Source organism: Curtobacterium herbarum (assembly GCF_016907335.1).
Lineage (GTDB): Bacteria > Actinomycetota > Actinomycetes > Actinomycetales > Microbacteriaceae > Curtobacterium > Curtobacterium herbarum.
Map to the genome: position 1 here is coordinate 2,581,826 of NZ_JAFBBT010000001.1, position 15,091 is coordinate 2,596,916.

Annotated in this window: 9 protein-coding genes and 1 tRNA gene; 3 read left to right on the forward strand and 7 right to left on the reverse strand. The window is 72.2% G+C overall.

The genetic code is table 11. From position 1 onward, the window contains the following. Positions 1–56: 56 nt before the first annotated feature. Complete coding sequence (locus tag JOD51_RS12280; protein ID WP_204608885.1) at positions 57–2,078, reverse strand: S1C family serine protease; 2,022 nt, start codon at positions 2,076–2,078, stop codon at positions 57–59. Between the two features lie 241 nt (positions 2,079–2,319). Here JOD51_RS12280 and JOD51_RS12285 point away from each other — a divergent pair, with 241 nt between their 5' ends. Beyond that, positions 2,320–3,522, forward strand: a complete 1,203-nt coding sequence (locus JOD51_RS12285) for an aminotransferase class I/II-fold pyridoxal phosphate-dependent enzyme (RefSeq protein ID WP_204608887.1) — start codon at positions 2,320–2,322, stop codon at positions 3,520–3,522. A gap of 22 nt (positions 3,523–3,544) precedes the next feature. Here the strand turns inward: JOD51_RS12285 and JOD51_RS12290 are convergent, their stop codons facing one another. From JOD51_RS12290 to JOD51_RS17580, 4 genes are all read right to left on the reverse strand, one after another. After that, complete coding sequence (locus tag JOD51_RS12290; RefSeq protein WP_204608889.1) at positions 3,545–4,360, reverse strand: carbon-nitrogen hydrolase family protein; 816 nt, start codon at positions 4,358–4,360, stop codon at positions 3,545–3,547. Between the two features lie 69 nt (positions 4,361–4,429). Continuing rightward, positions 4,430–4,506, reverse strand: a tRNA-Met gene (locus JOD51_RS12295). 63 nt (positions 4,507–4,569) lie between these two features. Further along, positions 4,570–7,614 carry a UPF0182 family membrane protein gene (locus JOD51_RS12300; protein WP_204608890.1) on the reverse strand — a complete coding sequence of 1,015 codons (3,045 nt, stop codon included), beginning with the start codon at positions 7,612–7,614 and terminating at the stop codon, positions 4,570–4,572. 164 nt (positions 7,615–7,778) lie between these two features. Continuing rightward, positions 7,779–8,888, reverse strand: coding sequence for a YlbL family protein (locus JOD51_RS17580; RefSeq protein ID WP_259557715.1), 1,110 nt, complete (start codon positions 8,886–8,888; stop codon positions 7,779–7,781). A 103-nt stretch (positions 8,889–8,991) separates the two neighbouring features. Here JOD51_RS17580 and JOD51_RS12310 point away from each other — a divergent pair, with 103 nt between their 5' ends. Next, positions 8,992–10,440: a zinc-dependent metalloprotease gene (locus JOD51_RS12310; protein WP_204608893.1), complete on the forward strand. Its 1,449-nt coding sequence runs from the start codon at positions 8,992–8,994 to the stop codon at positions 10,438–10,440. Positions 10,441–11,307: 867 nt separating this feature from the next. On the opposite strand, the gene JOD51_RS12315 is transcribed toward JOD51_RS12310, so the two are convergent. Continuing rightward, positions 11,308–13,053: an ATP-dependent helicase gene (locus JOD51_RS12315; protein WP_204608895.1), complete on the reverse strand. Its 1,746-nt coding sequence runs from the start codon at positions 13,051–13,053 to the stop codon at positions 11,308–11,310. Further along, entirely contained in the window at positions 13,050–13,985 is a 936-nt protein-coding gene (nudC, locus tag JOD51_RS12320) for an NAD(+) diphosphatase (RefSeq protein WP_204608897.1), read from the reverse strand. Before nudC ends, JOD51_RS12315 begins: the two co-directional genes overlap by 4 nt. Positions 13,986–14,066: 81 nt before the next feature. Between nudC and JOD51_RS12325 the strand changes: the two genes are divergently transcribed. Beyond that, a complete protein-coding gene (locus tag JOD51_RS12325; RefSeq protein ID WP_204608900.1) occupies positions 14,067–15,065 on the forward strand; it encodes a phosphotransferase in 999 nt (332 codons plus the stop codon). Positions 15,066–15,091 lie beyond the last annotated feature (26 nt).

The window sequence follows — 15,091 nt, forward strand, 5'->3', positions numbered from 1 at the left end:
CGGACGGGAGGCCCGCCACCGGTCCGGTGGCGGGCCTCCCGTCATGGGTGGTCGGGTCACTTCGAGCTGTCGTAGGTCCCCAGCTTGACGTCAGCGGTCCGGGTCTCCCCGTTGCGGACGTAGGTGACCTTCGTCGTCGCACCGCCGGCGAAGAAGCGGACCTGCGCCGTGAGGTCCGTCGCGTCGGCGATCGTGGCGTCGCCGAGCTTCGTGACGACGTCGCCCTTCTGCAGACCGGCGTCGGCGGCTGCGCCACCGGAGACGACCGACTTGATGAGGGCGCCGACCTGCGAGGCGTTGGCGTCCTCGGTGGCGTCGCCGACCGAGGCACCGAGCAGACCGTGCGTGGCCTTGCCGTTGTCGACGATCTCGGAGGCGACGCGCTTCACCAGGTTCGACGGGATCGAGAAGCCGACGCCGATGCTGCCCGACTGGGAGCTCGACGAGCTCGAGCTGCCGGCGCTGGCGATCGCGACGTTGATGCCGATCAGCCGGCCCTTGTCGTCGAGCAGCGCACCGCCGGAGTTGCCGGGGTTGATCGACGCATCGGTCTGGATCACCGGCAGGGACACCGTGGTGCCCGCCGAGGAGCTGCTGCCGTTGTCGCCGTTGCCCCAGAAGTCGAACGGGCCGTTGCCGTTGTTGCCCTGGCCCTCGTTCGAGTCGCCGCCCGCGTTCGGGTCGCTCGAGGTGACCTGGATGCTGCGGTTCAGGGTCGAGACGATGCCGTCGGTGACCGTGTTCGACAGCCCCAGCGGCGCACCGATCGCCACGGCGGTGTCCCCGACGTTGAGCTTCGACGAGTCGGCGAAGGACATCGGGGTGAGGTCCGGTGCGTCGATCTTGATGACCGCGAGGTCGACCGTCGGGTCGGTGCCGACGAGCTTGCCCTTGTACACACGGCCGTTCGAGGTCGTCACCGAGATGGTCCCGCTCGAGCTGTCCCCGTCGAGCGTCACCACGTGGGTGTTCGTGACGATGTAGCCGTCCTTGTTGAGCACGACACCGGAACCGGTGCCGGCTTCGCTGCTCGCCGAGACGTTGATCGTCACGACGGACGGGGTGGCCTTCGCAGCGACCGCCGTCACGACGGTGGCGGAGTCGTAGTCGTTGACGGTCAGGTTGCCGCCGCTCTGCGAGGTGCCGCCGCCGCTCGAGATGGTGCTGCCGTTGCTGGCCGAACCAGCAGCCCAGCCCGCGCCGCCGCCGACGAGGCCGGCGAGGACGAGCCCCGCGACGATCGGCAGGACGAGCTTGCCCCGGCCGGAGCGATCACGGGTGGTGGTGCCGGTCGTGGCCGGGGCGCCGGAGAAGTAGTGGCCGTTCGCGCGCTGCTGGTCGGCGGCGTCACCGAACGAGCTCGTCGCGGACGACGGCGCCTGGTCGGTCGACGGGGTGGGGGCTGCGGCGCCGGAGTACTCGCCGTAGCGGGGGCGGTCCTGGCCGTACTGGCTCTGCTGGCCGTACTGGCCCTGGTCGCCGTACTGACCCTGCTGGCCGTACTGGCCCTGGTCGCCGTACTGGCCCTGCTGGCCGGACTGCGAGGGCTGGCCGTACTGACCCTGGCCGTACTGCGCGTCCTGCCCGTACTGGCCCTGCTGCCCGTACGGTGCTGCCTGACCGTACTGGCTCTGCTGCCCGTACTGGTCCTGCCCGTACTGCGGGGTCTGGCCGTACTGCGGGGTCTGGCCGTACTGGGAGGCCTGGCCGTACTGCGAGTCCTGACCGTACTGGGAACCCTGCCCGTACTGCGCGGTCTGGGACTGGTCGCCGGGCTGCCCCTGCGGCGCGGTCTGGCCGTGCTGGCCGTACTGGCCGTACTGGCCGTACTGGGCGGTCTCCGTCGCGTCGGCGTCCGAGGACGACCCGGCGTCGAACGTCGGGTACGGCGTCGTGTACTGCTCGGTGGGGTGGTCGGAGGCGGTGGTGTGCTCGCTCTCCGCTGCCGGAGTCGTCCCCACCACGTCCGTGTCGTCGGCGTCGCGGTGCCCGTGCTGGGTGCCGTTCGACTCGTCCGGACCGGTGGTCTCGTCGCGACGGTCGTCGTCGCCGTGCCCGTTGGGCGTGGTGTCGCTCATGTTGGACGTGCTCCTTTCAAGCTCCTGCAGTCTCCACCACCGACCTGGGCGGTCATGATGGCGCACCTGCGAGCTGGCCAAGCCGATCGTATGCGTCAGCTGTGCGCCCGGTCCGCAGACGACGGACCGGGACCACCGGAGCCGGGACGGCCACCGGAGCCGGGACGGGGCGGACGCTAGGTTGGTGGCCAGCGTGCGCCGTGCCTCCCGGCCGGTGCCTCGACGTCGAGAGGGGTCGCTCATGCGGCAGACCGGTCCGTGGCTGCGAGCAGCCGAGGGCGCCATGCTCCTGGGACCCGACGGGGTGCCCGCGCCGACCGTCTTCGCCGAGATGAGCGCCCTGGCGGCGGCGACCGGCGCGATCAACCTGGGGCAGGGGTTCCCCGACGAGGACGGGCCCGCCGAGGTCCTCGAGGCCGCGGTCCAGGCCATCCGCAGCGGCGCGAACCAGTACCCGCCGGGCCGGGGCACGCCGGACCTCCGTGCCGCCGTCGCCGAGCACCAGTCCCGCTGGTACGGCCTGGACGTCGACCCCGATCGGGAGGTCCTGGTCACCGCCGGCGCGACCGAGGCGTTGGCCGCGACCCTGCTGGCACTGGTCGAGCCCGGTGACGAGGTCGTCACCTTCGAACCGTTCTACGACGCCTACGGCGCGCTCATCCGGCTGGCCGGCGCGACGCACGTCACCGTTGCGCTCCGGGCCCCCGACTTCCTGCCCGACGAGGCCGACCTCCGCGCCGCGTTCACGGACCGCACCCGGGTCGTGCTCGTCAACACCCCGCACAACCCGACCGGGCGGGTGCTGCCGGTCGAGGTCCTCCGCACCGTGGTCGAGCTCGCCGAGCGCACCGACGCGGTCATCGTCACCGACGAGGTCTACGAGCACCTGGCGTTCGCCGGCACCCACGTCCCGCCGGTCACGCTCCCCGGTGCACGCGAGCGCACCGTGTCGATCTCGAGTGCTGGCAAGACCTTCAACACCACGGGGTGGAAGATCGGCTGGCTCACCGCTCCCCCGGCCCTCGTCGAGGCCATCACGACCGTCAAGCAGTACCTGACGTTCGTCAACGGAGCACCCTTCCAGCCGGCGATCGCCACCGGGCTGCGCCTGCCCGACGCGGTCTTCGCCGGGATCGCAGCCGACCTCGGGGCGAAGCAGGCGATCCTGGCCGACGGCCTCGCCGCCGCCGGCTTCGACGTCCTGCGGCCGGACGCGGGCTACTTCGTCATCGCGGACGCGGCCCCGCTCGGACACGACGACGCCCGCGCGCTCTGCCTGGAGCTCCCGCAGCTGGCCGGCGTCGTGGGCGTGCCGGTGTCGGCGTTCGTCCGGCCGGACCACGTCGACGGGTACCGGTCGCTCATCCGGTTCGCCTTCTGCAAGCGGCGGTCGGTGCTCGAGGAGGCCGTGGCCCGGCTGGCGGGGCTCGCCGCGGCGGTCTGAGCGCCTCGCCGGTGGGCGTGGGTCAGTCGCGGAGCTGCACGTCGTACCGGCGGAGCGCCAGGGACGGGTTCACGGCCCGCACCCGCTCGGTGACCGCGGTGTCGACGGTCGTGACGAGCAGCCCGGGCTCGGCTCCGAGTGCGGCGACCGCGGTGCCGGTGGGGTCGAGTGCCACCGATCCGCCGATGCCGACGGGTGGTGCCTGCCCGACGCCGACGACCCAGACCGTGTTCTCGATCGCCCGCGCGGTCAGCAGCGTCCGCCAGTGGTGCTCCTTGCCCGGGCCGCGGACCCACTCGGCCGGCAGGACCACCACGTCGGCCGCGCCGTGCTCGGTCGCGGCCAGACGGCGGGTGACCTCCGGGAAGCGCAGGTCGTAACAGGTCTCGAGGCCGACCCGGACGCCCTCGACCTCGACCACCGGCAGCTGCGCGGGGTCGCCGGCCTCGATCCGGTCGGACTCCCGCGACCCGAACGCGTCGTAGAGGTGGACCTTCCGGTACGCGGTCAGCACCGCACCGTCCGCGCCGATGGCCACGAGGGTGTTCCGGAAGCGCTCCGACGTCTCCCCCGTCTCGGCCACGCCGACGACCAGGGCGATGCCGGTGCTCCGGGCGATCCGACGGAGGCCCGTGACGAAGTGCCCGTCGAGCGGCTGCGCGGCCGCGACGAAGCGGTCGTCGATGTCGGCCGTGAAGTACGAGGTGTACTCGGGCGTGACCAGGAGCTGCGCACCCTGCTCCGCCGCGGTCCGGGCAGCGTCGGCCACGGTCCGGAGGTTCGCCGCGGTGTCGTCGACGGGGGCGAACTGGGCTGCCGCGATGGTCAGGGTCGTCACGAAGCCAGGCTAGCGGCGGGAACGCGAAGAAGCCCCGGTCCGTGAGGACCGGGGCTTCTCGTGTCGCGTTGGTTGCGGGGGCAGGATTTGAACCTACGACCTCTGGGTTATGAGCCCAGCGAGCTACCGAACTGCTCCACCCCGCGGCACATGGAAAACACTACACGGGCCCGAGCGGGGTGCCAAATCGAGCACCCCGCTCGGCGTGTTCACCGCTTCGAGGCGGCGCTGTTCTCGGCTGCGATGGCGGCCTCGATGGCCTGCTGCAGCTGCTTGTCGGCCTCGGCAGCACCCACCAGGTCGTTCTCGGCGTAGGCCTGCTCGCGGGCCCGGAGTGCCTTGTCGGCATCGGACAGCGCCTGCTGGACGTCCGGGTTGCTGCTGCCCGCGGTCGAGCCGCCCGTGGAGCCCCCGGTCGCACCGCCGGTGGAGGTGCCACCGGTCGAGGTGCCCGACCCGCTGTCGCCCGAGTCCGAGCCGGAGCCCGACCCCGATGCGGCACCGGAGTCGCCGGCCGCTGCCCCGGAGTTGCCACCGAACAGCTCGTCGAGCGCCTGGTCGAGGGTGTCCTCGAACGCGATCTTGTCGCCGAAGGCCACCAGGACCTTCTGCAGCAGCGGGTACGAGCCGCTCGAGGTGGACTGCACGTACACCGGCTGGACGTAGAGGAACCCGCCGCCCACCGGCAGGGTCAGCAGGTTGCCCTGCTTTACCGTGCTGTTGCCGCGCTTCAGGATGTTGAGCTCCTGCGACACGGTCGGGTCCGAGTTGAACAGGTTCTGCACCTGCGACGGGCCCGGGATGCTGTCGGTCTTCGGGATCGTCAGCAGCGTGAGCTTGCCGTAGCCCTTGCCCTTCTTGCCCTTGCCCGCCCCGCTGGCGTCCGAGCCGACGGCCAGGTAGCCGGTCAGCACGTTCCGCGCGTTCGACGACGAGTTCTGCTTCGGGATGTACGTGCTGTACAGCGAGTACGCCGTCCCGGAGCCGGGCACCTTCATCGTCAGGTAGTACGGGTCCTGCTGGTCGGGGTTCGTCGCGGTGGTCTGCGTCCCGAGGGCGTTCGTCGCCGCCGTGTTCGCCGAACCGGAGCCGGCCGAGTCGGCGTCCCCCGCGCTCGTCGACGTGGAGGTCGGGTCCACCGGGGTCGTCCACGCGTCGTCGCCCGAGTAGAACGAGTTGGCGTTGGTGACGTGGTAGGTGCCGAGGATGCTCCGCTGGACCTTGAACAGGTCGGTCGGGTAGCGGACGTGCGCCAGCAGGTCGGCGCTCATCGAGGAGACCGGCTGCAGGGAGGTCGGGAAGATCTTCTGCCACGTCTTCAGCACCGGGTCGGTGGTGTCCCACGCGTAGAGCGTGACCTTGCCCGTGTAGGCGTCGACGGTGGCCTTGACCGAGTTCCGGATGTAGTTCACCTGGTCGGTGCGGAAACTGCCGGTGTCGGTGCCGTTGATGCTGTCCGTCATGCTCTGGCTCTGCGAGTACGGGTACGCGTTGCTCGTGGTGTACCCGTCGACGACCCACTGGATGCGGTTGTTGACGATCGCCGGGTATGCGTCCTTGTCGAGCTTCAGGTACGGCGCGACCTTGCCGACGCGCTGCACCGGGTCACGGTCGTAGAGGATCTGCGAGTTGGCGTTCACGGCGTTCGACAGCAGGATCTGCTCGGACTGGAACTTCGCCGCGTAGACCAGGCGGTTGAAGAAGTTGCCGATCTTCGGCCCACCGTCGGCCGCGTAGGTCGTGGTCGCGTTGCCGTCGTTGTCGTCGGACCCGGACGGGTAGTCCAGCTCGACGTCCTTCGTGCCCTTCGGCGCGCCGACGATCGAGTACGCGGGCGAGTTCTCGCCGAAGTACACGCGCGGCTGGTACTTGCCCAGGTCGCCACCGGCCGGGATGCCCGACTCGATGAACACCGGCTTGCCGTCGCTCGCGCGCTGGTTGCCGTACGCCGCGACGACGCCGTAGCCGTGGGTGTAGACGAACGTGCGGTTGTACTGCGTCGCCGAGGCACCGAGGCCGTCGAGGTCGATGTCACGGACCGCCAGGACGGTGTCCTCGGTCTTGCCGTCGACCTGGTAGCGGTCGACGTCGAGCTGGTCGGGGAACTTGTAGTACTGCCGGTACTGCTGCAGCTGGCTGTACGTGTCCGCGACGATCTTCGGGTCGATGATGCGGATGTTCGCGGTGGTCTGGGCGTCCTCCGACAGGGCGCCCGACGTGGCGGTGGTGGTCGCGTCGTAGTCGCGTTCCTTGACCCCGGCGACGTCGTAGGCGTCACGCGTGGCGTCGATGTTCCGCTGGATGAACGCCGACTCGAACGACCGCTCGCTCGGTGCGACCTGCAGGCGCTGGACGATCCACGGGTAGATGCCGCCGATGACGATCGCCGCGACGAGGAGCAGGCCGGTACCGACGATCGAGATGCGCCAGCGGCCGATGACCGCGGTGACGATGAACAGGATCGCCACGATCGCGGCGATGCCGGCCATGATCTCGCGGCCGGGGATGGTCGCGTTGACCTCGGTGTACTGCGCTCCGGTGATGAGCGAGTTGTCCTTCGTCAGCGCGGCGTACTGGTCGAGCCACAGGCTGGCGGCCTGCAGCGCGATGTACAGCCCGGCCGTGACGGCGAGCTGGACGCGGGCGGCGCGCGAGATGCGGACCTCGCGCCCACCGAAGCGGAGCGCGCCGTACAGGTACGTGGCGGCCAGGGCGGCGAGCCCGGCGATCAGGACGACCGCGGACGAGTAGGCCACGACGGAGCGCCAGAACGGCAGCTCGAAGACGTAGAACCCGATGTCGAGCCCGAACTGCGGGTCGGTCTTGCCGAACGGGGTGCGGTTGAAGTACTCCAGCACCATGCTCCAGCGCGGCGCCGTGGCGAGGCCCGCGAAGACCCCGAGCACCGCGGGGATGCCGAGCATGACCACGCGGCGCAGCGGCTCGATGACCTGCTGGTAGCGGTCGAGCTGCGAGTTGAGCTTCGCGTAGACGGGCCGGAACCGGAAGGCGAGCGTGATGCTCAGCCAGACCGGGACGGCCATCCCCAGGAACCCGGCGACGAACATCGCCGTCCCGGCGAGCCACCTGGTGGTGAGGACCCGCTCGAACCCGAGCTGCGTGAACCACGCGTAGTCGGTGTAGAGGCTGGCGAAGATGAAGAAGCCGATCACCAGTGCGGCCAGCACGATGATCGTGACCACGATCGGGACACGCGGCGAGCGCCGTCCCGCGGTGGACGAGGTGTTCGTCACTTGTTGTGCTCCAGACGTGTCGGACCAGCGGCGCCGGCAGGCCGAGCCGTCAGTGCTGACGATCCTATTCGCCCCGGCCGACAGTCAACCTGTGCTGCGTCTCAGGAAGTCGGCACGGGCCTCCGCTCCGGCCGGGAGGCCCGTCCCCCCGCCCGCCCCGTCGCTCAGCTCGTGCAGCGCGCCAGCCCGGCGGTGCTGCCGCCGTCGGCGATCGTCGACAGGTCCGTGACGGCCTGGTCGAGGGTCGACACCGCGTAGACGTCGAGGCCCGCCGGGACGTGGCCGACGACCTCGTTGCAGTTCGTCTTCGGCGCGAGGAACACGGTGGCGCCGGCGGCACGGGCCCCGTAGAGCTTCTGGCGGATGCCGCCGATCGGGCCGACCTGGCCGCCGGCGGTGATCGTGCCGGTGCCGGCGACGTGCTTGCCGCCGTTGAGCTCGCCCGGCGTGATCTCGTCGATGATCCCGAGGGCGAACATCATGCCGGCCGAGGGGCCGCCGACGTCCTGCAGCGTGATGTCGACGTCGAAGGGGAAGTCGTAGTGCTCGACGACCCCGACACCGATGAGCGCCGTCCCCTGCTGGGAGCGAGGGGTCAGCGAGACCTCGCGGGTCGCGCCGTCCCGCTCGACCGTGACCGTCGCGGGGGACGACGTGCCGTGCTTCGCGACCAGCTGGCGGAGCGTCGTCGCGTCGGCGTTGGTCCGGAGGGACTTCCCGTCGAAGGCGGTGACGACGTCGCCGGTGCGGACCACGCCGTCGGCCGGGGACCCGTCCTCGACGGTGCCGACCTCGAGCTCGGTCGGGATCCGGTAGCCCTGGTGGATGAGCGCGGCGGCGACGGCGGACTGCTGGGAGTTCGTCATGTCGGCGGCGTCCTGCTTGCTGACCTGGTCGGTCGAGGTGCCGGGCGGGTAGATCGCGCTGGCCGGCACGACGGCCTGCGACTTCGTCAACAGGGCCCGGACGACGCTGGTCCACGAGGGTCGTTCGGTCGCGGTGCCCTGGACGCTGACGGTGAGCATGTCGAGCGCGCCCGAGGTCGGGTACGTGCGGTGTCCGTCGACCTTGATGAGCTCGACGTCCTTCGCGTCCTTGCCGGTCCCCTGCCGCTGCGAGCCGATCGTGTTGAACACCGGTCCGGGCATCTCGATGACGTACGGACTCGGCAGGACGCTCGCGACGAGGCCCAGGACGACGGCTCCGGCGACGAACACCCACCCGACGGTCCGCGAGCGCGAACGACGACGGGGAGCGGGGGCGAAGAGGGTCACGCAGGGTCCTTCCGGAGGCTGTTCGCCCACGGCGCAGCCGTCCGGGCGGATGCCCGGGCCGGTCCCAGGTCCGGGCCCGCGGGCAGCGGTTAGCGTAGTCGGCATGCCTGATGAACCGCAGCCGGGGCCGGACGACGACTTCCAGGAGATGCTCCGCAAGCTCCTGTCCGGCGAGGGGCAGATCGACCCGTCGCAGCTCGCCGGTGCCGCCGGCCTGCCGAACGACCCCGCCGCCGTCGCCGAACTGATGAGCCAGCTCCAGCGTGCTGCGCAGACCGGCACGGACGGCATCGACTTCACGGTGACCGCCGACCGCGCCGCCACCATCGCGCGGGAGGGTGCCCAGCCGCTCGACCCCGCGACCGCCCAGGCGTCGGCGCAGGCGTTCCAGGTCGCGGCCCTGTGGCTCGACGAGGTCACCACCGTCGCCGAACTCACCGCCACGCCGAGCGTCTACACCCGCGAGCAGTGGGCGAAGGCGACGGCCCCGGTCTGGTCGCAGATCGCCGAGCCCGTGGCCTCGAGCATCGCCACCGCCCTGACCGAGGCGATCGACCAGCGTGCGCCGGAGGAGCTCAAGGCGATGTTGGGCGACGTCTCCAAGGCGATGCGCGGCGTCGCCGGGGCGCTCTTCGCGATCCAGCTCGGCCAGGTCGTCGGACAGCTCGCGAAGGAGGTCGTGTCCGGTGGCGACGTCGGTGTGCCGCTGCTCGACGAGCAGGTCGCCGCCCTGGTGCCGCAGAACGTCGCCGAGTTCGCCGACGGACTGGACGTGCCGGTCGACGAGGTCCGCATCTACCTGGCGGTCCGCGAACTCGCACACGCCCGACTGTTCCGCTCGGCCCGCTGGCTGCGGCTCCACATCATCTCCTCGATCACGGAGTACGCGAAGGGCGTGCACATCCCGTTCGACCGGGTCGAGGAATCGCTCTCCGGCATCGACCCGACCGACCAGGAGCAGCTGCGGGATGCGCTGGCCTCCGGGGCGCTCATCCCGCCGCGGACGCCCGAGCAGGACGCCGCCCTGGCCCGCCTCGAGACGATGCTCGCCCTGGTCGAGGGCTGGGTCGACACCGTCACGGCCGCCGCGACCGCACGGCTCCCCCGCGCCGGGGCGATCGCCGAGATGGTCCGCCGCCGCCGTGCCGCGGGCGGTCCGGCCGAGTCCGCCTTCGCCACGCTGGTCGGTCTGGAGCTCCGCCCCCGCCGCCTGCGCGAGGCGGCCGCGATGTGGCAGCGCGTGACCGACGCGCTCGGCGCCGACCAGCGCGACGCCCTGTGGGCCGCGTTCGACCTGGTGCCCGGCTCCGACGACATCGACGCGCCGGAGTCCCTCGTCGCCCGGCTGCGGGACCCCTCGCAGTCCGCCGAGGACGACGCGTTCGACCGTGCGCTCGAGGACCTGCTGAACGACGCCACCGACGACCGTCCGCACGAGGACGAGTCCGGTGGGATCGACGAGGACCCCGGCGCCGGAGGTCCGTCCGACGGCCCCGCGACCGGTCCCTCGGGCGGTCCGGCAGCTGGCCCGGCCGGCGGTCCGCAGCAGTAGCCGATCCGGACGGGAGGCGCGCCCCGCCTCCCGTCCACACCCGACGGTCCGCCCCGGGGTTCTCCACAGATCACGCTGCCCGACTCCGTCGACGCCCGTGGTGCGCGAGCGTTGGCGACATGGGTATCCGCATCGATCCGACGCTCGAGTTCGTGTGGCGCGACCCGTGCACCGTGCAGCTCGGGGTCGACCCGCCGCGCGCCGTGGTGCCGGTCCCGACCACGGCCGAGGAACGGTTCCTCTGCGCGCTGCGTCGTGAGACCGCCCGTGACGTGATGGCCGGGCTCGCCCGGAGCGTCGGCTGCGCACCGGCCGCTGCCGCCCGGGTCCTCGGGGACGCCGCGAGCGCGGTGGTCGACATGCTGCCGGAACCCCTGGCCCGGGTGGAGGTCGCCGGCTCCGGGCTCCTGGCCGACGAACTCGACCGGATGCTCACCGGGGACGGTGTCACCGTCGTCCGGACCGTCGCTCCGCGCGGCGGCCCCGTCCCTGAACCGGACCCGCCGCCGGCGATGGCGGTCCTCGTCGCCGACCACGTGACCGACCCGGCCGTCCGGTCGGCGTGGAGCCGCCGTTCGGTCCCGCACCTGCCGGTCGTGGTCGGGGACGGCCGGGTGCGCGTCGGGCCGTTCCTGGTGCCGGGAGCCGGGCCGTGCCTCCAGTGCGTCGAGCTGGAACGGACCGACGCGGACCCGGCGTGGCCGGCGATCGCCGCGCAGGTGTGGGGACGACCGGCGGCGGTGCTGTCGCCGTGGCGTGCGGCGACGCTCGCGGCGGCGGTGACCCGGACCGTCCTCGACCGGCTGCCCCTGGTGGTGCAGCGGCCGGACGCCGAGCAGCTGGTGTTCGACCGCACCGACCTGTCGGTCACGCGCCGGTGGGTCGCTCCGCATCCGCGGTGTGCGTGCCGATCGCTGCCAGGAACCGACTCGCCACCCGGGGTCCGCCCCGTGACGAGCCCTGCGCCGACCACGTCATGGTCAGGGAACGACGGGCCCGGGTGATGCCGACGTAGAACAGGCGTCGCTCCTCGTCGATGCCGTCGTCGGTGGTCGCGTACGAGATCGGCAGCAGGCCCTCGGCGACGCCGGCGAGCACGACGTGCGGCCACTCCAGGCCCTTCGACGAGTGCAGGGTCGCGAGCGTGACGGCGTCGAGCTCCGGCTCGTGGTGGGTGGCCGCGCGGTCGACCAGGTCGGCGGTGAACTGCTGCATCGTCGTGTCGGCGGGCGCGGACTCGGCGAGCTGCATGATCGCCTGCAGGGCCTCCCACTGCTCACGGACGGCACCGGTGCCCTCGGGCGCGGTTCGGGTCCAGCCGCTGATCTGCAGGACGAGCTCCACGCGGCGCAGCAGTTCGTCGTCGGTCTGCCGGACCGCTTCACCGCGCATGTGGTGGACCGCGAGCTTGACCTCCGGGCGGTCGAAGAACCGCTTGCCGCCCTGCACCCGGTACGGGATCCCGTTGCGGGCGAGCGCCGACTCGATCGCGGCCGACTGCGCCCCGACGCGGAACAGCACCGCGCAGTCGCCGTACGCGGCCCCGCCCGTGACGAGTTCGGCGATGCGGCGCGCGATGGTCTGGGCCTCGTCGCCGTCGTGGACGCAGGGCAGCACGACCGGGTCGGGACCGGGTGTGGTCTCCTGCGCGACGAGGTCCAGCGCTCCCGGTTGTCCGCGCATCAGAGCGTTCGCGGCGTGCACGACCTCCCGCGTGGACCGGTAGTTCCGTTCGAGCCGGAGCACGGAGGCCCGCGGGAACTCCGAGCCGAAGCCCAGCAGGTACCGGCTCGACGCCCCGGTGAACGAGTAGATCGTCTGGCTGGCGTCCCCGACGACGCACAGGTCGTCCCGACCGCCGAGCCAGGCCCGGAGCAGGTCGTGCTGCACGGGCGAGACGTCCTGGTACTCGTCCACCACGAAGAAGCGGTACTGCTGGCGGACGTACGACGCCACCCGGGGCTCGGACTCCACCATGCCGAGCGTCAGCAGGAGCACGTCCTCGAAGTCCATCTGTCGACGGTCGTCCTTCAGCCGCTCGTAGGCGCGCATCAGGTCGACGACCCGCTTCGGCGAGGTGTCGCGCGGCATGGTGCGTTCGGGCGCCGCCGCCTCGTACTCGTCGTAGGTGAGCCGCTGCACCTTCCGCCACTCGACCTCGCCGGCCAGGTCCCGGAGCGTCGGGGTGTCCACCCGCAGCCCGATCGTGTCGGCCGCGTGCGCGATCACCCGGCCCTTCGACTCCACCAGTCCGGGGGCGTGCCCGCCGACGGTGTCCGGCCAGAAGTACCCGAGCTGCGACATCGCCGCCGCGTGGAAGGTCCGCGCCTGCACGGCGCCGGCGCCCAGGGCACGGAGCCGGGAGCGCAGTTCACCGGCGGCGCGGGTGGTGAAGGTCAGCGCCAGGACGTGGTTCGGGGAGTAGGTGCCGGTGGCGACGCCGTACGCGATCCGGTGCGTGATCGCCCGGGTCTTGCCGGTGCCGGCGCCGGCCAGCACCGCCACCGGACCGAGGAGCGTCCGGGCGACGGTGCGCTGCTCGGCGTCGAGCGCGGCGAGCAGGGCGTCCGGCGACGGGGTCGTCGGGTCGGCGGGACCGGCTGCGGGGGTCACGGCAGGTCGAGCGGCCCGCCGTACCACTCCTCGATGATCACGCGGGCGATGGAGGTCCGGCCGGGCAGCAGGACCGTGTCACCGGCCTGCTCACGGATCTCGTCGCGCGAGAACCAGCGGACGTCGATGATCTCCACGCCGTCCGGTCGGGCGGTGGAGGGGTCACCGTCGACCGCCCGGGCACGGAACCCGACCATCAGGGACGCCGGGAACGGCCACGGCTGCGAACCGAGGTACTCGGGCTCCTCGATGGTGACGCCGGCTTCCTCGAAGACCTCGCGGCGGACGGCGTCCTCGAGGGACTCCCCCGGCTCGACGAAGCCGGCGAGCAGCGAATACCGGTTCGCGTCCCAGGCGGCGTTCGACCCGAGCAGGATCCGGTCCTGCCCGTCGGTGATGCCGACGATGATCGCGGCGTCGGTGCGCGGGAAGTGCTGGTGGCCCTCGGGGTCGCGGCGGACCCAGCCGCCGACGGTGGACTCGGTCGGCGAACCGGTCCGCGGCGAGAACCCGTGCACGGCGTGCCAGTTCGCCATCGCGACGGCCTCCACCGCCAGGCCCTGGTCGCGCGCGGAGAGCTCGGTGCCGAACATGCGGAGGTTCTCCCACACGTCGGAGTCCGGTTCGATCCGGGCGGCCGCCGCGTCGTCGACGAGCGCCGCGACGAAGCGGGTGCCGGCCGGGGCGTCCGGGGCGTCACTGACCGCGCGGCCGAGGTACAGCAGGGTGGCATCGTCCGGCACCTGGTCGGCGGCGACGAAGCGCAGCGTGCCGTCGGCGTTCCGCAGCATCGCACCGCCGTGCACGGGCAGGAAGCGGGTGGTCGGGTCGTCGCGCAGCACCCGCTCGAGGTCGGGCGTGGAACGGTGCTCCGCGTCGCGGTCGAGCTCGTTGCGGGCGAGCGGCAGCCGGGCGGCGAACTCCACGGTCACACGGATCTCCTGGTGGTCGACACGTCCCGGGTCAGCGTGGCGCGCACCGATCGGATGCGCCGCGGACCTACCCTGTTGGGCATGGCGGGATCGCAGTTCACTCTAGCCGCGTTGGCGACCACGGCCGTGCCCGGACTGGTCCTGACCGGCACACGCACGCTCGGCTCGGTGGCCGGCGGCGACTACGAGTCGGCCGTCGTCCGCGACGCCGACGGGCGGTCCTCGGCGATCCGTCGTCCCCGGAACCAGCGTGCGGAAGCACGTCAGTCCGCCGACCTCGTCGCGATCCGCGCCCTGAGCGCCGGGATCCGCACGCGCCTCCCGTTCGCCGTGCCCGAGTACCGCGGCCAGGCGCCCATCGGGTCGACCCGCGCCATCCTGACGTCCTACGTCGAGGGCGCGCACCCCGCGCTCCGTGACCTGACCGACCGACCCGAGCTGGCCACCAGCGTCGGCCGCGCGGTCGCCGCGCTGCACGTCCTGCCGACCAGCTTCGTCACCGACGCCGGCCTGCCGTCCCTCACCCCCTTCGAGGTGCTCCGGTCCGCGGTGTCCGTGATGGACCGTGCCGTCGCGACGAAGCTCGTGCCGGACGCACTGCAGGAGCGGTGGGAGGGCGCCGCCCGCGACCAGCAGCTCTGGCAGTTCACGCCGACCGTCGTGCACGGCTCGCTCGGCCTCGACTCGATCCTCGTGCAGGGCGACGACGTCACCGGTGTCCTCGGCTGGGGCGAGCTCCGGCTCGGCGACCCCGCGAAGGACCTGGCGTGGGTGCTCGCCGGCCGCCGCGAGGCGTTCGACACCGTGCTCAGCGCCTACACCGCGGGTGGTGGTGGTCGCGACCGGCAGCTCGGGCAGCGCGCCCGCGTGCACCACGAACTCGAGACCGCGCAGTGGCTGCTGCACGGCGTGCAGGTGAAGAGCACCGAGGTCGTCGACGACGCCGTCGCGATGATGCACCGCCTGGCGGAGGCCGTGCACGCCCCGTCGGCCGCGCCGCTGCAGGCCGTGTCGCCGGAGACGATGGAGATCGGCGAGGTCGAGCAGCTGCTCTCCTCGACCGAACGCCGCCACAGCTGACGCGCGCCGGCCGGCCGGGAGGCGCG

Bases quoted from the DNA above. Each gene is read 5' to 3' on its own strand.
- JOD51_RS12280 (WP_204608885.1), bottom strand. From the start codon at position 2,078: ATGAGCGACACCACGCCCAACGGGCACGGCGACGACGACCGTCGCGAC.
- JOD51_RS12285 (WP_204608887.1), top strand. From the start codon at position 2,320: ATGCGGCAGACCGGTCCGTGGCTGCGAGCAGCCGAGGGCGCCATGCTC.
- JOD51_RS12310 (WP_204608893.1), top strand. From the start codon at position 8,992: ATGCCTGATGAACCGCAGCCGGGGCCGGACGACGACTTCCAGGAGATG.
- JOD51_RS12325 (WP_204608900.1), top strand. From the start codon at position 14,067: ATGGCGGGATCGCAGTTCACTCTAGCCGCGTTGGCGACCACGGCCGTG.